At 44.1% G+C, this 18,386-nt stretch carries 15 protein-coding genes; 11 read left to right on the plus strand and 4 right to left on the minus strand.

Translation table 11 applies throughout. The annotated features are described in order from the left end of the window. Positions 1–6 precede the first annotated feature (6 nt). Complete coding sequence (locus tag ABLA76_RS12765) at positions 7–1,431, minus strand: Na+/H+ antiporter NhaC family protein (RefSeq protein WP_348988200.1); 1,425 nt, start codon at positions 1,429–1,431, stop codon at positions 7–9. A gap of 669 nt (positions 1,432–2,100) precedes the next feature. Here ABLA76_RS12765 and potA point away from each other — a divergent pair. The 9 genes from potA (at position 2,101) to ABLA76_RS12810 (ending at position 14,419) form a co-directional block, all read left to right on the plus strand. Further along, a complete protein-coding gene (potA, locus tag ABLA76_RS12770; protein WP_047769599.1) occupies positions 2,101–3,216 on the plus strand; it encodes a spermidine/putrescine ABC transporter ATP-binding protein PotA in 1,116 nt (371 codons plus the stop codon). Next, positions 3,200–4,060 (plus strand): spermidine/putrescine ABC transporter permease PotB, encoded by an 861-nt coding sequence (gene potB, locus ABLA76_RS12775; RefSeq protein ID WP_047769597.1) that lies wholly within the window; start codon positions 3,200–3,202, stop codon positions 4,058–4,060. The genes potA and potB overlap by 17 nt, the downstream gene beginning before the upstream one ends. Continuing rightward, a complete protein-coding gene (gene potC, locus ABLA76_RS12780) occupies positions 4,057–4,836 on the plus strand; it encodes a spermidine/putrescine ABC transporter permease PotC (RefSeq protein WP_348988201.1) in 780 nt (259 codons plus the stop codon). Before potB ends, potC begins: the two co-directional genes overlap by 4 nt. Positions 4,837–5,036: 200 nt before the next feature. After that, positions 5,037–6,089 carry a spermidine/putrescine ABC transporter substrate-binding protein PotD gene (gene potD / locus ABLA76_RS12785; RefSeq protein WP_348988232.1) on the plus strand — a complete coding sequence of 351 codons (1,053 nt, stop codon included), beginning with the start codon at positions 5,037–5,039 and terminating at the stop codon, positions 6,087–6,089. A gap of 620 nt (positions 6,090–6,709) precedes the next feature. Further along, on the plus strand, positions 6,710–7,708 hold the full coding sequence (locus ABLA76_RS12790; protein WP_047769593.1) for a 3-oxoacyl-[acyl-carrier-protein] synthase III C-terminal domain-containing protein: 999 nt from the start codon (positions 6,710–6,712) through the stop codon (positions 7,706–7,708). Further along, on the plus strand, positions 7,705–8,724 hold the full coding sequence (locus tag ABLA76_RS12795) for an NAD-dependent epimerase/dehydratase family protein (protein ID WP_348988202.1): 1,020 nt from the start codon (positions 7,705–7,707) through the stop codon (positions 8,722–8,724). The genes ABLA76_RS12790 and ABLA76_RS12795 overlap by 4 nt, the downstream gene beginning before the upstream one ends. Next, positions 8,717–9,523: an MBL fold metallo-hydrolase gene (locus ABLA76_RS12800; RefSeq protein WP_348988203.1), complete on the plus strand. Its 807-nt coding sequence runs from the start codon at positions 8,717–8,719 to the stop codon at positions 9,521–9,523. Before ABLA76_RS12795 ends, ABLA76_RS12800 begins: the two co-directional genes overlap by 8 nt. Continuing rightward, complete coding sequence (locus tag ABLA76_RS12805; RefSeq protein ID WP_348988204.1) at positions 9,520–10,812, plus strand: F390 synthetase-related protein; 1,293 nt, start codon at positions 9,520–9,522, stop codon at positions 10,810–10,812. Before ABLA76_RS12800 ends, ABLA76_RS12805 begins: the two co-directional genes overlap by 4 nt. Positions 10,813–11,347: 535 nt before the next feature. Continuing rightward, complete coding sequence (locus ABLA76_RS12810) at positions 11,348–14,419, plus strand: inverse autotransporter beta domain-containing protein (protein ID WP_348988205.1); 3,072 nt, start codon at positions 11,348–11,350, stop codon at positions 14,417–14,419. Positions 14,420–14,545: 126 nt separating this feature from the next. On the opposite strand, the gene ABLA76_RS12815 is transcribed toward ABLA76_RS12810, so the two are convergent. Then, complete coding sequence (locus tag ABLA76_RS12815; RefSeq protein ID WP_348988233.1) at positions 14,546–14,812, minus strand: PLP-dependent transferase; 267 nt, start codon at positions 14,810–14,812, stop codon at positions 14,546–14,548. On the opposite strand from ABLA76_RS12815, the gene ABLA76_RS12820 reads away from it, so the two are divergent. Both ABLA76_RS12820 and ABLA76_RS12825 read left to right on the plus strand, forming a co-directional pair. Next, the gene (locus ABLA76_RS12820; protein ID WP_047769586.1) at positions 14,759–15,109 is read left to right on the plus strand and encodes a type II toxin-antitoxin system RelE/ParE family toxin; all 351 of its coding nucleotides are present in this window, start codon (positions 14,759–14,761) and stop codon (positions 15,107–15,109) included. The two genes, ABLA76_RS12815 and ABLA76_RS12820, sit on opposite strands and share 54 nt — an antisense overlap. Positions 15,110–15,115: 6 nt before the next feature. After that, positions 15,116–15,418: an XRE family transcriptional regulator gene (locus tag ABLA76_RS12825; RefSeq protein ID WP_047769584.1), complete on the plus strand. Its 303-nt coding sequence runs from the start codon at positions 15,116–15,118 to the stop codon at positions 15,416–15,418. A gap of 85 nt (positions 15,419–15,503) precedes the next feature. Here ABLA76_RS12825 and ABLA76_RS12830 read toward each other — a convergent pair whose 3' ends face one another. Further along, positions 15,504–16,784 carry a bifunctional O-acetylhomoserine aminocarboxypropyltransferase/cysteine synthase gene (locus ABLA76_RS12830; RefSeq protein ID WP_348988206.1) on the minus strand — a complete coding sequence of 427 codons (1,281 nt, stop codon included), beginning with the start codon at positions 16,782–16,784 and terminating at the stop codon, positions 15,504–15,506. Positions 16,785–17,148: 364 nt separating this feature from the next. After that, the gene (gene argF / locus ABLA76_RS12835; protein ID WP_348988207.1) at positions 17,149–18,162 is read right to left on the minus strand and encodes an ornithine carbamoyltransferase; all 1,014 of its coding nucleotides are present in this window, start codon (positions 18,160–18,162) and stop codon (positions 17,149–17,151) included. Between the last annotated feature and the right edge of the window lie 224 nt (positions 18,163–18,386).

Below are 18,386 nucleotides of genomic sequence, written 5' to 3' on the forward strand. Positions count from 1 at the left end.
GGTAAATTAATAAGTAAGGCCTAAATAGAAATAGATAGCGAGGGTGAAACTTGCAGTAACCAACGCGTATGGCATTTGAGTCCGAATATGTTCAATATGGTCACAATCTGTTGCCATTGATGCAACGATAGCATCGCTGGAAATTGGCGATGTCATATCACCAAAAATGGAACCCGCAATTGCGGCACCGATCATATATTCAGGAGGCATACCCACTGAAATGCCTAGCTGTACCCCAATGGGGATCATCATTGCGAATGTCCCCCATGAGGTGCCTGTTGCTAATGACATGATGGAACTAATCAGGAAAATAAAGCCGATGGAAAAACCCGCCGGAATGATGCCAGACGTTATTTGTGCAATATACGCACCGGTATTTAAATCAGCGGAAACGTTACCCATTAAGAATGCCAATACCATGACAGAGCTTATTTTTATCATGCTGGCATAACCAATATAAAGCTCTTTAAAAAAGCTTTCGATGGTTAAAACACGGCGTAATAAGAACCAGAAAAAAGAGATCGTGGTTCCAAATATAACACTCCAATAGATAGAGGTTGAACCGCTGCCCTTACTAAAATCACCATCACCTGTGATATAGAGAGCAACAGGGAGCATTAATACCGTCGATAAAATAGGAATAAAAAAGTTTAATGAAGTATGGCTGTTAGGGTGTTCAATAACATCTTCACTATCTTCATTGTGTTTATCTTCAATATCACTATTTAAATGGTCATATAAGGCCCGCATTTCTGCGGTTTTCATTGGTCCCCAGGAAACATTAGAGAAAATATAAAATAAGACAGAAGCCAGAGATAACCAAGCCATAATATTATAAACCATAGAGCCAGCCAGTATATCGAATGGCTCCCCGCTGATTAACCCCCTGGAAATCTGTACACCGATGACGCCCATCATTGCGGCACCCCAACCGTTAATCATGGCAGAAGAACAGACAGAAACACAGGATGTCTGGATAATGTAAGACATTTTTTCTGGTGGGATACCGTAGTTTTTAGCTAATTTCTTGGTTGATGCTCCAGCAATTAATTGGTTAATTGAGCTTTCAATAAAAATTAATGATGTAATGATCATTGCTAAGAACTGAACAGATTTTTTATTTTTAATAAGTTGTGTTTTGTTCGTAAGTAAACGAACTAAAGATCGCACGCCTCCTGTAACAACCACAAGCCGCATTATGCCACCAATCATCAACATAAAAATAATGGTTTTTGTATTGCCTGAGGAGGAAAAGGTATCAATAATACCTTCACTAGTCCCTTGTATACCTAAAATAATATTATGGTCATTAATGACAGTAAAACCCACTAATATACCGAGTAGTAGTGATAAAATAACCTGGCGTGTAAATATAGCTAAAATAATTGTGACAACAGGGGTAATGATGGTCCAAATACCGTAATCATTCATTTTTTACTCACCTTATTTTCTTGTTATTTTTTATATTAAGCCTGAATCCATATAATAACTGCAATGCTCGAAAGAAAATTAGGACAAGGAATTTCGTTACCGATAAAATCTTCATTTGTCCGACCAAAGACGAGTGTGAGAAACGTGTATTATCAGCAGCTAACTGAAGGTCAAAGATACCAGATTGAGATTCTTTTTAAAGCAAAATTCAGTCTCACTGGAATTGCCCCGCGAATGGGGGTTCATGAGTCCACGCTAAGTTAACCTATTAAGTGTAAGCAGTGTTGGTAAAACTCGCTGGAGGGCGGGAAATGTAAAGCTGGCCGTAGCCTGATCCCGAATCGGGAGGATACCTGCCTGAATTCATTGGAAAACAAAAGTATTTTTTTGTTTCAAAAATATCCGATATGAAACTATTTCCATCTGGTACAATTCGGTGCAAAATAAGACACGCGATGACCATTCATAAAATAGTCATAAAAAATGACATATTGTTATTGTTTCGGCTTTCAATTTGGGCGTACTGCGTTTATGATGCGCGCTTCGTAATTTCAACCGGCGCCACTGGCTTTGAGCTTTAGCGGAGAAATGATGCCTTCTGCTAGCTAACACAGTCTTTTCCCGTGGCGGTTCTATCTGCATTATTCCAAGGGATAGATGATAGCATAAATGACTGAGAACACCTCTCTGACACCACTCGTTGAACTGAAAGCCTTGAGTAAGGGCTTCGACGGTAAACAAGTTATTTCACAGCTCGATCTGACAATCAATGATGGCGAGTTCTTGACCATTCTTGGGCCATCCGGTTGTGGCAAAACTACAGTACTCCGCCTGATTGCCGGGCTGGAAGATGCAGACAGCGGCAAAATTTTACTGGAAGGGCAGGATATTACTGATATTCCCGCCGAGCACCGTCACGTTAATACGGTTTTCCAAAGTTATGCCCTGTTCCCCCACATGACCGTATTTGAAAATGTCGCTTTTGGACTTCGGATGCAGAAAACACCGGAAAAAGAGATTGCTCCGCGTGTTGAGGAAGCACTGCGCATGGTGCAGCTTGAAGAGTTTGCCCAGCGTAAACCTGTCCAGCTTTCCGGCGGCCAACAGCAACGTGTGGCGATTGCCCGTGCGGTTGTCAATAAACCGAAAGTCTTGCTGCTGGATGAATCACTCTCCGCGCTCGATTACAAGTTGCGCAAGCAGATGCAAAATGAGCTAAAGGCGCTCCAGCGTAAGCTCGGCATCACCTTTATCTTCGTGACCCACGATCAGGAAGAAGCTCTGGTCATGTCAGACCGCATCGTGGTTATGCGGAACGGTCGCATTGAACAGGATGGCTCTCCGCGTGAGATTTATGAAGAGCCGAAAAACCTGTTTGTTGCCCGCTTTATCGGCGAAATCAATATCTTTGATGCTGAAGTGCTGCATCGTATTGATGATCAACGGATACGCGCCAATGTCGAAGGCCATGAATGTGATATTTTCACCTCGCTGCCCGTGACGGTGGGGCAAACGTTGAAAGTCTTACTGCGCCCGGAAGACCTGCGCGTGGAAGAGATCAACAACGGTGAGCAGGTATCGGGGCTGATTGGTTATGTCCGTGAGCGTAACTACAAGGGCATGACGCTGGATTCCGTGGTCGAAATGGAAAATGGCAAGATGGTCATGGTCAGTGAATTCTTCAACGAAGATGATCCGGACGTTGACCATTCCCTGAACCAGAAGATTGCCGTCACTTGGGTAGAAAGCTGGGAGGTTGTGCTGGTCGATGAAGAAGACGCGTAAACTATTCCAGAATATCGTCATTACGGGCATCGTATCCTGGCTGATGCTATTCGTCTTTTTGCCGAACCTGATGATCATCGGAACCAGCTTCCTGACCCGTGATGATGCCAATTTAGTGCAGATGGTATTCTCGCTGGATAACTATAGCCGATTGTTCGATCCGCTGTATGCCGAGGTGCTGCTGCATTCGCTGAATATGGCGATTATAGCGACGTTGTGCTGTCTGGTGATTGGCTATCCGTTCGCTTTTTTCCTGACTCGTATGCCGAAGAAACAGCGTTCGCTGATGCTATTCCTGTTGATCGTGCCGTTCTGGACGAACTCGTTAATCCGTATTTATGGCTTGAAGATGTTTCTCAGTACCCGTGGGTATTTGAATGATTTTCTGCTGTGGATAGGCATTACCGATAAACCCTTTCGCATCATGTATACCCCCGAAGCGGTTGTGCTGGGGCTGGTTTACATCTTGTTGCCGTTTATGGTGATGCCGCTCTATTCCAGCATTGAAAAGCTGGATAAACCTTGCCTGGAAGCGGCACGCGATTTGGGTGCGGGGAAATTGCAGACCTTTATCCGCATCATTGTGCCATTGACCATGCCAGGCATTATCGCCGGTTGTTTGCTGGTATTGCTGCCCGCGATGGGGCTGTTCTACGTAGCTGATTTGATGGGTGGGGCGAAGAACCTGCTGATCGGTAATGTGATTAAGAGCCAATTCCTCAATATCCGCGACTGGCCGTTTGGGGCGGCGACCAGCATCTGTTTGACGCTGGTCATGGGATTGATGTTACTGGTTTATTATCGTGCGGCTAAGTTGCTGAACAAGAAGGTGGAACTGGAATGATCGGACGCCTGTTGCGCGGTGGCTTCATGACCATCGTTTACGCTTACCTGTATATCCCGATGATTATCCTGCTGATCAGCTCGTTTAACCAATCACGCTTTGGCATTAGCTGGCAGGGTTTTACCACTGAATGGTATAGCCTGCTGTTCGCTAATGACAGTCTGGTTCAAGCGGCAGGCCATTCCCTGACGATGGCGGTAACGTCCGCCACGTTTGCCACCTTAATTGGCTCCCTGACGGCGGTCGCTCTGTATCGTTACTCATTCCGAGGCAAAAAGTTTGTTGGCGGTATGCTGTTCGTCGTGATGATGTCGCCAGATATCGTGATGGCAATCTCTTTGTTGGTACTGTTTATGCTGCTCGGTGTTTCACTGGGATTCTGGTCATTGCTGTTTTCGCATATCACCTTCTGCTTGCCGTTTGTGGTGATAACAGTTTACTCCCGCCTGAAAGACTTTGACGTCAAGATGCTGGAAGCGGCGCGTGATTTGGGTGCAGGTGAATTGACTATCCTGCGAAAAATCATCCTGCCGCTGGCGATGCCGGCGGTGATGGCGGGTTGGTTACTGAGCTTTACCTTATCGATGGATGATGTGGTTGTTTCCTCATTCGTGACAGGGCCAAGCTATGAGATTTTGCCACTTAAGATCTATTCAATGGTAAAAGTGGGAATTTCGCCGGAAGTGAACGCATTAGCAACGATTTTGTTACTTATGTCGTTGGTTTTGGTGCTGATTAGCCAATTTGTGATGCGTGATCGCACAGAGAAATCTTAATCTTCTTTTAAGCGTGGTTGCGAGTTGACCACGCTGTTTCCCCCTTTTTATGGGTATGATAAACCGGCAACATAACAAGTGACTTTACCCTATAAAATGCGGCTTTTATAATAGCCCCTTTTTCGGGGATAGGTTCACGCCGAACCTATATATGATACTAACGCACCAACTGCGAGGGAAAACACGACATGAAAAACAACATGAAAAAGTGGTTCAGTCTGTTAGCCGCTGGGATGATGGCATTAAGCATTGGTTCGGTGAATGCCGCTGCCGCTGATGATGGCAAAACGCTGTATTTCTACAACTGGACTGAATATGTTCCGCCTGGTTTGCTCAACCAGTTCACCAAAGAGACTGGGATTAAGGTGATTTATTCCACCTATGAATCCAATGAGAGCATGTACACCAAGCTGAAAACCTATAAAGACGGCGCTTATGATTTAGTAGTTCCATCCACTTACTTTATCTCAAAGATGAGTAAAGAAGGGATGTTGCAAAAAATTGATACCCGTAAATTGAGCAACTTCCATAACCTTGATCCTAACCTGCTCCATAAGTCTTTTGACCCGAAGAACGAGTACTCTGTCCCCTATATTTGGGGTGCAACGGCAATTGGCGTCAATGGCGATAATATTGATCCCAAGTCTCTCTCTTCCTGGGCTGATCTTTGGAAACCTGAGTACAAAAACAGTTTAGTACTGACTGATGATGCGCGTGAAGTCTTCCAGATGGCGCTGCTGAAATTGGGCTATTCCGGCAATACCTCTGATCCGAAAGAGATTGAAGCCGCTTATCAGGAACTGAGAAAACTGATGCCAAATGTACTGGCATTTAACTCTGACAACCCTGCCAACCCATTTATGGAAGGCGAAGCGGATATCGGTATGATGTGGAACGGCTCTGCTTATGTTGCACGTCAGGCTGGCACACCGGTTGAGATTATTTGGCCGAAAGAGGGCGGGATTTTCTGGATGGACAGTTTGGCTATTCCAGCGAATGCTAAAAATGTCGATGGCGCGATGAAATTGATCAATTTCTTGTTGCGCCCGGAAATTGCGGCACAGGTTGCCGAGAAAATTGGCTACCCAACCCCGAATCTGGAGGCGAGAAAATTACTGCCGAAATCGATGACAGAAGATAAATCGCTGTATCCAGATGCCGCCGAGATCAAAAAAGGCGAATGGCAGAGTGATGTTGGTAACGCCAATATCCTGTACGAAGAGTACTTTCAAAAACTGAAAGCCAGCCAGTGATCTGGCATCACCTTGAATGATGGGGGAGCTTTGGCTCCCCTTTTTTATCTACTTGAAGTCTGTACGCGATAAACGTCAAGTTGCAATCCGTAAGACGACGCGAGGCCTTATATTTCACTGCTGCGCGGGGAAATATAACACGCATCCTGAAGTTGGATTGGTATATTAGTGGATTACTATTTTTTTGTTTTAAGATAAATTAAGAAGATTAAATTAATACTTATTCGGAACTCTCAAGACTTCTATCTTTATATAATTAACCAATGAAATAAAAACCAAAAGAAATTATTGCCATTAATTAAATCAAGTTGATTTATTTGTCAATTAATATTGATTTTTGTTTTACATAGAAGCAACAAATATCATCATTAAATCTCATAACATGCTTTCTTCATTAAAAAAAGTTCATCATATTGAAATAATGAACTGAAAAAACTTTCTATTTTTCATATGGCTGCATTTAATATTTCAATTTAATAATATGATGTATCATAAATATATACTTCCTGTTTAATCAGCTATCTGATAAATATTTATTTATTCTCTCCCTAATCAGAATTAACTTCATATTCTGACAATAAAATTAAACAAAAAATTAACATCTGGAAGTAATAAAAAAAATGAAAAGTTCAAATGAATTGATCCCATTAAAGATCATTGCGTCTGGTATTGCTTTACCAGAAAAAAAAGTGTATTCATCCGATTTAGATTTGAAACTCAATAAACCAAAGGGTTTTGTCGAAAAACATTCTGGAATAGAGTATCGTTATCATTCTGATTATGCAGCATCACCGGCTAAATTAGCCTCAGATGCATTGCATAATACGTTAGAAACACATCAAATCTCGCCAGATTCCATTGATTTGCTGATTTCAGCTTCTGCTATCCCGATTCAAGCCTTACCTTATTCCGCCGCACATATTTTAAAAGAGAGTCGATTAAAGGCAGGAACGGCCTGTTTTGATATTAATGCAAGCTGTGTGAGTTTTATCTCTGCGCTGAGTGTGGCGGGTGGATTATTGTCAACCCGCCAGTATCGGCGGATTGCCATTGTCTGCTCAGAAATGGCTTCCCGTGGCATTGACTGGTCACATCAGGAGTCCTCGTTGATTTTTGGTGATGGGGCGGCGTGTATGATCGTCGAAAGAGGGGATGGGCAAAGCGGGATTGTTACCTACAAACATGAAACCTACCCGGAAGGCCTTGAATTATGTGAGATTCGGGCGGGTGGAACCCGTAAAAATCTGCGTACCGGCATGGAAGATAGCGATTTTCTGTTCCAGATGCAGGGTAAACCACTGTTTAAACTGACTGCCTCATTGATTGAAGAATTTACTGCACGCGTATTAGACAGTGCCAATCTTGCCATGTCCGATATTGATACCGTGATACCGCATCAGGCAAGCCATTTGGGATTGAAGCATATTCTCAAGCGACTGAATATCAAAAATGAGAGATTTGTGAATATCTATCGTTATCGCGGTAATCAGGTTGCGGCATCCATTCCAAGCGCGCTGCATGAAGCCATTATGACAAATCGCTATTATGGCCGTGATTATGTGATGTTGCTTGGTACCGCGGCCGGGCTTTCATTAAGTGAGATGATCCTGATACCATGAAAATTCTTGTAACTGGCGCAACCAGTGGTTTAGGTCGTAATGCCGTTGATTATCTGTTATCCCGTGGAGAAACGGTGGTGGCAACCGGGCGTGATCCGCAGGCGGGAGCATTCTTGACTCAATTGGGCGCGGAGTTTCGTCGTGCTGAACTGGCGACGTTAACGGAGGATGACGCCATCGCATTGATGTCAGATTGTGATGCCGTCTGGCATTGTGCCGCCAAATCCTCTCCCTGGGGTGATCCTGATGAGTTTGAACGTATCAACGTGGCTGCGACCTATACGTTAGCACAGGCAGCAGGAATAGGTGGTATCCGGCGCTTTATCCATATTTCTACTCCAGCCGTGTATTTTAATTTTTCCCACCAACAGCATGTTACCGAAAATCAGCGCAGCCAGTATTTCGCCAATGATTACGCCCGTACTAAGTTTCTGGCGGAAGAGAGCATACGCCAATTGTTTCCCCGCTATCCTGACACAACTTACATTATCCTGCGTCCCCGTGGATTATTTGGCCCGCATGACAGGGTATTGTTACCGCGTCTGATGGCTCAGGTTAAGGCCAGCAAAGGCGTGGTGGCTTTACCGGCCGGGGGAAGGAATGCGCTGGATCTCACTTACGTTATGAATGTTGTCCATGCCATGTCGTTGGCAACTCAGCGCGAAGGCGTACAAAGCGGGGCGATATATAACATTACCAATCAGCAGCCACAGCCATTGGCAAAAACGCTGGGGCAGTTATTTGATGAGATGCAGTTTAGTTACCGGATCAAATCATTGCCTTATCCACTTTTGTATGGCGTTGCGGCAATTTTGGAAGGCATTGCCATGTTCACCCGAAAAGAGCCGTTGCTGACGCGTTATGGTATTGGCGCGGTTTATTACGCCATGACACTGGATAATTCAAAGGCGCAGGAAGAGCTGGGTTATTCGCCGATTTATACCATGGAAGAAGGCATTCATTTAACGGCCAATTGGCTAAAACAGGCAGACCAGCAAACGGGTTCACATGGTTAAAATACGTGTTTTTGAAGTGGGATATTGCACTCATTCCGGTTGCATGGCACTGAAAGGCGCCAGTCTTCGCGTATGCAAATTTCCAGCCCGTGCGTGGTTGCTGGCGTGTCATGATAAGCGTTGGCTACTTGATACCGGATACGCCAACCATTTTTACGATCATACCCGCAATGGGATTATTCGGTTATATCGCACGGTCACGCCGGTTTACTTTGACAGTAAAGACGCACTGGTGATGCAACTCAAGGAAGAAGGTATTCAGGCACGTGATATTGATGGCATCATCATTTCTCACTTTCATGGTGATCATATTGCCGGATTACGGGATTTCCCGCAGTCTAAATTTATCTGTTCTGGGGAAGGTTGGCGGCAAACCCGTCATTTACGTGGGATCACCGCACTACGAAAAGCGTTTGTGCGGGGGTTAGTCCCGGAAGATTTCGAATCCAGAGTCCGTTTTTATGAAGGATTTGAAACCAGCTCATTGCCAGAAGAATTAGCGGTATTGGGGGAAGGTTATGCAGTGCCAGGAAGTCAGAAACAGATCCTGATTGTTCCGCTGCCCGGTCATGCGGCCGGGCACCTTGGCCTTTGTGTATTGACTGAACAGGGTTGGGTATTGTTGGCGGGAGATGCTGCCTGGTCACCGACGAATTACCGTGAACTGCGCGGGCCTGCAAAGCTGGCGAATCTTATTATGGATGACAGCCGGGCTTATTACGAAACACTGAATAAGTTGCATCAAATTGACCAAAAACAGATCCCTATCCAGCTATGCCATGAGGGAGATTTGGAATGATATTCAAAACGCTTTGCTACTATTGGCGAGCCAAAAAACGGTGGAAATTTGCCAACCGACAGCAGCTCGAGCAGCATCAATTGAGAGAACTGGCGAGATTTAAGCATAGGGTTCTGGCGAAAAGCCCTTATTTTTCCTCATACGGTGATTTACCGTTAGCGGAATATCCGCTGATGAATAAAGCCATCATGATGGAAAATTTCGACCAGATGAATACAGCGGGTCTCAGGCGTGACGAGCTTTTGGCATGTGCGCGGTTGAGCGAACAGTCACGAGATTTCAAGCCAACAGTCGGCAAATTCAGCGTTGGCATGTCATCAGGGACATCAGGACAGCGGGGTATTTTTGTTGCCAGCCCGAAAGAGCGGAGCATTTGGGCAGGAATGATGCTTGCTAAGATGCTGCCAAATGGCTTATTTCACGGTGAACGGGTTGCGCTGTTTTTACGGGCGGGGAACACGCTCTACGATAGTGTCCAGAATCGTTGGATATCCTTCCGTTTTTTTGATTTGTTCGCTGACTTTAATCAGCAGGTGCAAGCGTTAGTAGAGTATGGGCCGACGATTATTGTGGCACCAGCTCAAGTATTGCGGGCGTTGGCATTGAAGATCCAGCAAGGTGAAGCCTCGTTGCCGCCGGTTAAAGTGATCTCGGTGGCAGAAGTGTTGGAGCCGCAAGATCGCCAACTGTTGCAGGCCGTATTCAGGGAGGTGGGAGAAATTTATCAGGCAACGGAAGGTTTTCTGGCGTGTACTTGCTCTCATGGGACGCTGCATCTTAATGAAACGTTTTTGCATATTGAGCCAAAATGGATTGATGAAACGCGTTTTAACCCAATTATTACCGATTTCACGCGGGAAACTCAGCCCATTGTGCGTTACCAGATTGATGATATTTTGGTCGTGAAGAAAACCCCGTGTGCTTGTGGCAATCCGGCATTGGCGATAGAGCGTATAGAGGGGCGCAATGATGATCAGTTGATTTTACCTGCGCTTAAAGGGGAAATGGTGAGTATTTTCGCTGATCCCTGTTCGCGGATCATCGCTAATACTTTGCCACTGACGAGTGATTATCGGCTAACTCAAACTGAGTTGTTGCTGAAATTGGAAGGGAATTGTGCCATTGAAGTACTCGGACAATGCCAGTCAGCGCTGTCAGACTATTTTGTCAAACAGGGGGTTGATATCGATAAAATTGAGTGGCAGTGCGTATCGCAGACGATCCTGCCGGATCTGTTTAATAAGCGCCGCCGGATTATCAGGAGGAAGGGAGAGTCCGGGGGAAGGTAGCTTGGTTTAAGCGAGCGACATTGTGGGGACTTGCCATCAAATAGGCGATTTCATGTCTGATAGACAGCAGCCGGGTGAACCGTTCAGGGAAAAATTTTGATGTTTAAAGCCTGACCCGGAATTAAATCTACAACCCTTACTTTTCAAGTTACAGTGTTATTATCTGTAACTTGAAATTTATCATAAAATAAATTTTTCTCGAAAAATAAATATAAAAAACACACCATTACCCTCCTGTTTTATTGAATAGCAGCCTGACTTTTTTACGCTAATTCGCACCTCATGTGATCATCTGATATCAAAAACAGAAAGTGATAACTTTTTTCTATCAACTAATAAAAAATTTTCATTAAGCAGATTGTCAATAAGTCACCTAATGTATCTTAAGTGCACAAAAAAGATTAATTTTTTTTACTCTTATTAAGTATTGGGACATCAAATATTCTATGAGGTACTATATATGGACTCATATATGCGTAATAAGTTCATTAGGTTTTTTCTATATATAGGTTCTTTGTTTTTACCATTTATATCAATGAATACATTTGCTATAGGTGAAAAAAACACTGACCAGCAAACCCAGAAAGTGGCAAATGAAAATCAGTTAAATAATAGGGGAGATGAAACAGAAAATTTAATTGCGCAAAATATTCAGACGGTCAGCAGGGTACTGTCGTCTTCACCTTCCGAACTGACTGAACAAGCGAAATCCTACGCGTTAGGAAGAATTAATGGGGCAATATCCGGCGAGACACAGAAATGGTTATCGCAGTTTGGTACAGCCAAAATTAACTTTGGCTTAGACAGAAAAGGCAAACTGGATAATGGCTCTCTGGATATGCTGCTTCCGCTTTACGACAATAAAGCCGATTGGTTGGTTTTCTCCCAATTTGGTTATCGTCATAAAGACAGCCGCCATACCCTGAACGTCGGCTTGGGCGGGCGTTATTTTACGCCTCAGTGGATGTATGGGTTGAACACCTTCTTTGACCATGATGTCACTGGTAAAAATCAGCGTATTGGTTTAGGGGCGGAAGCCTGGACAAATTATGTCAAACTCTCTGCCAATTCATACTGGCGTCTGACTAACTGGCGTCAGTCACTGAAAGAACAGGATTGGGAAGAGCGTCCTGCTAACGGCTTTGATCTGCATGGCGAATTCTATTTACCGGCTTACCCGAACCTGGGGGGTAAATTAGGCTTTGAACAATACTTTGGTGATAACGTTGTGCTGTTCAATCGTGACAGCAAACAGAAAAACCCCAGTCTGGGTAGAGTTGGCCTGAATTATACGCCGATTCCGTTGGTGACAATGGGAGTAGATTACAAATATGGCGGCAGCGGGCACAGTGAAACGCTGTTCCAGGCCAACCTGAATTATCGCTTTGGTGTACCGTTTGGTGTGCAGTTCTCACCTGGTAGTGTTGCTTCCATGCGTACACTGGCAGGTAGCCGCTATGATTTAGTGGAAAGAAACAACCATATTGTGCTTGATCACAGGAAGAAACCAGACGAATTACAATTGGTGTTATCGCAAAACTCTATTGTTGGTTATAGCCAGCAAGCATGGCCAACACCAATACCTGTAACGGCTAATATAAAATCCCGCGTCAAGAGCATCCTATTTCAGGCAGATAATGCATTTATAAAAAATGGCGGCGCTATTTCCAATATTGGCGGTGGTAATGAGCTAATTGCGCTTGTATTACCTAAATATGTTCCGGAGGGACCGAATACGCATACGATCAATATCGTTGCGAAAGAAAATAACGGTAAGTTCAGCAAGCCCGCTATTTTGAATGTGACAGTACAGCCTTTTGTTGTCAGACAATTTAAGACTGAGCAATTAACATCCTCTGCTACGGGTGCTCAGGGGGGTTATAATTTACTGGCAACTGTCGCCCATGGTACAGCCGATAAAGACATTATCCGCGATGGCGTGATCCAGAATGTCATCTGGTCTATTGAGCCACAAAATAAGGATGTGAGCCTGAATTGGGAGAACCCCAGCAAAACCAATTCCCAGGGGCAATTGCAAGCAACGGTAACAACTTCCCAGCCGCTGAAAGATGTGAAAGTTTTCCTGGAAATGCCTGGCATGCCAAAAACCCATATTGGTAATATTGGCTTTAGTGGCCTTATCTCTGACTTTGCGGTTCAATCTGTCAAGCCGTTGGCATCAGGGACTCTTCTCGCCGGAGATAATGGTTATACCTTTACGGCAGATGTGAAAGATAAGAATGGTATCCCGCTGAAAAATCATAAAGTGGATGTTAAGTGGTATCCTGAACAATTGCCGGAAGGCATGAAGTGGTCGTCAGTGCAAGAGACTACGGATACTAATGGACGCTTGTTTGCTACCTTAACCAGTACCAACCCTGTACAAGGTATTAAAGTAGGGGCATCAATTGATGGTGGGAAAACAAAGGCATACGCTGAAAATCCAGTGACTTTCATCGGTGACATCAATATTGGCGAGCTGGAAATCTCACCGGCTGATAAGACGCTCAATGGTGACGGAAAAGAGGCTTATACCTATCAGGCAAAAGTGACGGATCCTTCCGGTGCTGGCATACCCCATCTGACCCTTGGTCACGATAAGGTGATTTGGAGCGCTGTTAATCCTGGCAAGCTTGACCATAACAAGCTGATAGAGGAAGGTAACCTGGTTTTCGGTAATAAAAAGTTAACCACGAATGATCAGGGATACTTAACTGCAACGTTGACCAGTTCTGTCGGTGTCAAAAATGTCAAAGCCAAGCTGGAAATTGTGACGAAAGAGAAAAAACTGGAATCGACGGCTAACACTGACGTGACATTTATATCGGTAGATCAGCCTGCGGGATTGTATGTTTACAATAGCGATAACACAAATGTCAGTCGATTCTACCAGAGTCATGAAAATGGACCTTACAACCTTTTCCAATCGTTATACGCGGAGTTACGAGTTGATCCAGGTACGCCTCTTATTACTGATGCAAATGTTGAAACAGGCGATTATAAGATAGTATCAGGGTTAGCAGCTTCGAATTATACTAAGTCGAAGCAGACTCTTAAGTCAATAACAGATGGTATTAATGGGACTATCGAATTTATTTACCTACCAAATACAGCAATGATACCGACAAAGTTCAGGGCCACTATTACTAACAATCAGACAGGAGCAATAAAGACTTACACTTACACAATGAAGCCATTACGCTCTTTTGCAGCACTGTATGCAGACACACAAAAATATACATGTGAATCGTATTTGGAAGATAAACCAGCAAGCGACCCAAGGGTGGCGGGATTTTCGACAGTGAAGTTGAGCAATTTGTGGCCACTAAGTGATTCGTCAGGTGTTAATAACATTGTGAAAGATGGCACATCCCTACTTGAAGATTTTCCCAATATCATGAATTGGGGCCTTCTAGGTTCGGATCCAATGAAACCTTCTAGCGCTCCTTCAACTACTACGGTGGTGTATAGTGACTCGGTTATTCCATACGATTTTGCTGGATTTGATGTTCAAAACCAGACAGTTGTTAATAGACACAAAGCTGATCCTCATTATTTACTTTGTCTACAGACATCACCTGTGGGTGAATATCTGTCAGGAACCTAAAATTAATAAAAACCGATCAGCAAGATAAGTAATAAACAGGCTCAGAGTTATTGGGCCTGTTTTATTATTGAATAAGTAAGGTATTCTAAACAAAATATACTGATGCTATCGCTTTTAACAACAATTTTATTGCGTCTTTGCTGCTTCCAGCGCTTGCGCGAGGTCGGCAATAATATCATCGCTATGTTCGATACCGATGGATAAGCGAATTAAATCACGTGAAACGCCTGCTTTTACCATTTCTTCATCATTTAGCATATCATACTGAAACGAGATAAAGATCTTGACCATAGGTTTGCATCTATATAGTATTTCATCTATATTGTGCGAGGGATAATCATGTGGACCATAGAGACAACGGACACCTTTGATGAGTGGTTCAATGTTCTGGATGACACCGACCGTACCAACGTTCTGGCTTCAATGATGGTGCTTCGGGAGCGAGGCCCGATGTTACCCCGGCCATACGCAGACGCCGTTAGGGGTTCATTCTACAGCAACATGAAAGAGCTGCGGGTTCAAAGTAAAGGAGATCCAATCCGAGCGTTCTTTGCGTTCGATCCTAAACGTAAAGGGATTCTTCTTTGTGCCGGTAACAAGAACGGAAATGAGAAAAGGTTTTACGAAATTATGATTCCGATTGCTGACCGCGAATTCACGGCGCATCTGGAGAAATTGAAGAAGGAGTAGATAATTATGGCAAGAACTCTTGACCAAATACTGGTAAGTGAAAAGCCTGAAGTTGTTGCCAACGCACAAAAAGCAGCGACTGAGATGTTGCTTAACATCCATCTGGCAGAACTTCGTGAACGCATGAATCTGACTCAAGGCGACATTGCTGTGGCCCTCGGCATTAAGCAACCAACTGTCTCCGATATGGAGAAACCTGGCCGCGACTTGAAGTTATCTTCTCTCAAACGTTACGTGGAAGCATCCGGTGGTAAGTTGCGTATCGACGTAGAGTTACCCGACGGCACACACTATGGCTTTGTAGTTTAATCTAAAGCACAGGCTCAAAATTAGAGCCTGTGCTTATTTTTATTACATTTGCAATATTCTGGTATTACCGCTATTAACAACGATCTTACTGCGTCTTTGCTGCCTCCAGCGCTTGCGCGAGGTCGGCAATAATATCATCGCTATGTTCGATACCGATGGATAAGCGAATTAAATCACGTGAAACGCCTGCTTTTACCATTTCTTCATCATTTAGCTGACGATGGGTGGTTGAGGCTGGATGACAGGCCAGCGATTTGGCATCACCGATATTGACCAAACGCACAATAAGTTGCAGGGCATCAATAAAGCGTATACCGGCTTTTTCCCCGCCTTTAATGCCGAAAGACAGAATAGAGGCTGGCTTGCCCCCCATATAGCGGATAGCCAAATTATATTCAGGATGTGCAGGCAATCCTGCATAGTTAACCCAAGATACCTGAGAATGTCTTTCCAGATATTGTGCGATCTTCAGGGCATTTTCAGTATGGCGCTCCATACGCAGTGCCAGAGTTTCCAGCCCCTGTAAAATCAGGAAAGCATTGAACGGTGATAAAGCGGCTCCTGTGCTACGCAGTGGCCCGACACGGCAACGTGCGATAAAGGCGGCGGCCCCAAAATGTTCGGTATAGGTGATGCCGTGATACGAAGGATCCGGGGTACCTAAAATCGCAAAGCGCTCCTGATGCGCAGCCCAGGGAAATTTGCCAGAATCGACAATTATCCCTCCAATAGAAGTGCCATGCCCACCAATATATTTGGTCAGAGAATGAATAATAATATCGGCACCCTGTTCAAACGGGCGGCATAAATAGGGCGTTGCGACGGTATTATCGACAATAAGAGGAATGCCGTGCCGATGGGCAATATCTGCCAGCGCCTGAATATCAACGATATTCCCACTTGGGTTGGTGATGGATTCACAATAAACGGCTTTGGTTTTCTTGTCGATCAATGCGTCAACGGCAGCGAGATCGTCATGATCAACAAAACGGGTTTCAATTCCCAGGTTTGGGAAACTGTGCGCCATCAGGTTATAAGTTCCGCCATACAATTTTGCGACAGAGACAATATTATCCCCGACAGTCGCAATGGTTTGTATGGCGTAGGTGATGGCCGCCATACCAGAAGCAACCGCCAGCGCACCGATACCACCTTCCAAAGCGGCGATACGTTTTTCCAATACATCATTGGTTGGGTTCATAATGCGGGAATAAATATTACCTTCCACTTTTAAATCAAACAGATCAGCGCCATGTTGGGAATCATCAAAAGCGTAGGAAGTGGTCTGGTAAATCGGGACAGCAACGGCTTTGGTGGTTGGATCGGGAGAATAACCTGCGTGGATGGATAAAGTTTCTAATTTCATTGTCATTTCCTTTCGTTAGGTAAAGTGCTACTGACATTTAAGACTGACAATTAAAAAGAGTAACGCGTTTTTTCTGTTCTGGTTGATATCAAAAAATAATCCTGAATTAAAAATGGCAATACAATGAGGCAATATATACCAATCCAATTTCAATATACGTGTTATATTTCCCCGCACAGCGGGGAAATATAAGGCCTCGCGTCGTCTTGCGGATTGCAACCTGAAGTTTATCGAGTATAAACCGCCAATTCATATTACTTAGGTTGATACAAATAAAAATAGTGATTTAACTCACTATTTTTATTTAATTATATTCTTAAAATTGAAAATGTAATATGAGTGGACGCAAAATATAAAGCAACGATTACAACATGAGGTTTTCCACCAGTGTTGCTACCATCACGGCCTTAATGGTATGCATTCGGTTTTCAGCCTGATCAAACACAATGCTGTGTTTTGATTCAAATACTTCATTTGTGACTTCCAGGCCACCATATAAATTGAATTCCTCTGCCAGTTGCTTACCGAGTGTTGTTTCTTCATCATGGAAAGCAGGCAGGCAATGCAGGAATTTAACATCTGGATTCCCTGTGAGTTTCACAACCGCCATATTGACCTGATAGGGTTTCAGTAATGCAATGCGTTCTTGCCAGACTGGTTTCGGTTCTCCCATTGATACCCAAACATCGGTATACAGAAAATCGACCCCTTTTACCCCTTGCGCAATATCTTCTGTCAGCGTGATCTGGCCGCCCGTTTTCTCTGCCTGTTTTTGGCATTCCGCCACTAAATTTTTTTCCGGCCAGCATGTTCGTGGCGCAACTAAACGGAGATCTATACCCGTCAGTGCAGCAGCTTCCAGCAGGGTATTGCCCATGTTATTGCGGGCATCGCCCAAATAGGCAAATTTGATTTCAGGTAGTGGTTTTTGGCTGTGTTCCTGCATCGTCATTAAATCAGCCAAAAGTTGGGTTGGATGGAATTCATCAGTCAGGCCATTCCAAACCGGAACTCCTGCATACTGTGCCAACGTTTCAACAATTTTCTGACTATATCCACGGTATTGAATACCATCATACAAACGCCCAAGTACCCGCGCGGTGTCCTTGATGGATTCTTTGTGTCCGATCTGACTGCCGCTTGAGCCTAAATAGGTAACATTGGCACCTTGATCATGCGCCGCGACTTCAAATGCGCAGCGTGTACGAGTGGAGTCTTTTTCGAAAATCAGGGCAATGTTTTTCCCTGTAAGGACGGGAGATTCTGAACCTGATTTTTTATTCGCTTTTAATGCATGGGATAAAGTTAAAAGAGTATCAATTTCTGTGGAGGAAATATCAAGTAATCTTAGGAAAGAACGCTTGAAAAAAGGGTTCATTATGCATTGTCTCCATTAGGGCAATATTGAATTTATATTCACTATATATCGATAAAAAATGCAATTACAAGCCCTGTGTGCAGCGTTTACTGGCATGAAGGTATCAAGACAGGTTATAGATCAGCCGCTTATGTTATGCATTTCTTTTTGGACAAAATTGGATAGATATATCCTTTGTACATAAAAGATGGGAGAATGCAAAACAAGACAGCCGACTGACAGAG

Origin of the sequence: Xenorhabdus sp. SGI240, assembly GCF_040081915.1 — a bacterium.
GTDB lineage: Bacteria > Pseudomonadota > Gammaproteobacteria > Enterobacterales > Enterobacteriaceae > Xenorhabdus > Xenorhabdus bakwenae.

Excerpts from the sequence above, each read along its gene's own strand:
- ABLA76_RS12765 (WP_348988200.1), bottom strand. The coding sequence starts at position 1,431 with ATGAATGATTACGGTATTTGGACCATCATTACCCCTGTTGTCACAATT.
- potA (WP_047769599.1), top strand. The coding sequence starts at position 2,101 with ATGACTGAGAACACCTCTCTGACACCACTCGTTGAACTGAAAGCCTTG.
- potB (WP_047769597.1), top strand. The coding sequence starts at position 3,200 with ATGAAGAAGACGCGTAAACTATTCCAGAATATCGTCATTACGGGCATC.
- potC (WP_348988201.1), top strand. The coding sequence starts at position 4,057 with ATGATCGGACGCCTGTTGCGCGGTGGCTTCATGACCATCGTTTACGCT.
- potD (WP_348988232.1), top strand. The coding sequence starts at position 5,037 with ATGAAAAAGTGGTTCAGTCTGTTAGCCGCTGGGATGATGGCATTAAGC.
- ABLA76_RS12790 (WP_047769593.1), top strand. The coding sequence starts at position 6,710 with ATGAAAAGTTCAAATGAATTGATCCCATTAAAGATCATTGCGTCTGGT.
- ABLA76_RS12795 (WP_348988202.1), top strand. The coding sequence starts at position 7,705 with ATGAAAATTCTTGTAACTGGCGCAACCAGTGGTTTAGGTCGTAATGCC.
- ABLA76_RS12800 (WP_348988203.1), top strand. The coding sequence starts at position 8,717 with ATGGTTAAAATACGTGTTTTTGAAGTGGGATATTGCACTCATTCCGGT.
- ABLA76_RS12805 (WP_348988204.1), top strand. The coding sequence starts at position 9,520 with ATGATATTCAAAACGCTTTGCTACTATTGGCGAGCCAAAAAACGGTGG.
- ABLA76_RS12810 (WP_348988205.1), top strand. The coding sequence starts at position 11,348 with ATGAATACATTTGCTATAGGTGAAAAAAACACTGACCAGCAAACCCAG.
- ABLA76_RS12820 (WP_047769586.1), top strand. The coding sequence starts at position 14,759 with ATGTGGACCATAGAGACAACGGACACCTTTGATGAGTGGTTCAATGTT.
- ABLA76_RS12825 (WP_047769584.1), top strand. The coding sequence starts at position 15,116 with ATGGCAAGAACTCTTGACCAAATACTGGTAAGTGAAAAGCCTGAAGTT.
- ABLA76_RS12830 (WP_348988206.1), bottom strand. The coding sequence starts at position 16,784 with ATGAAATTAGAAACTTTATCCATCCACGCAGGTTATTCTCCCGATCCA.
- argF (WP_348988207.1), bottom strand. The coding sequence starts at position 18,162 with ATGAACCCTTTTTTCAAGCGTTCTTTCCTAAGATTACTTGATATTTCC.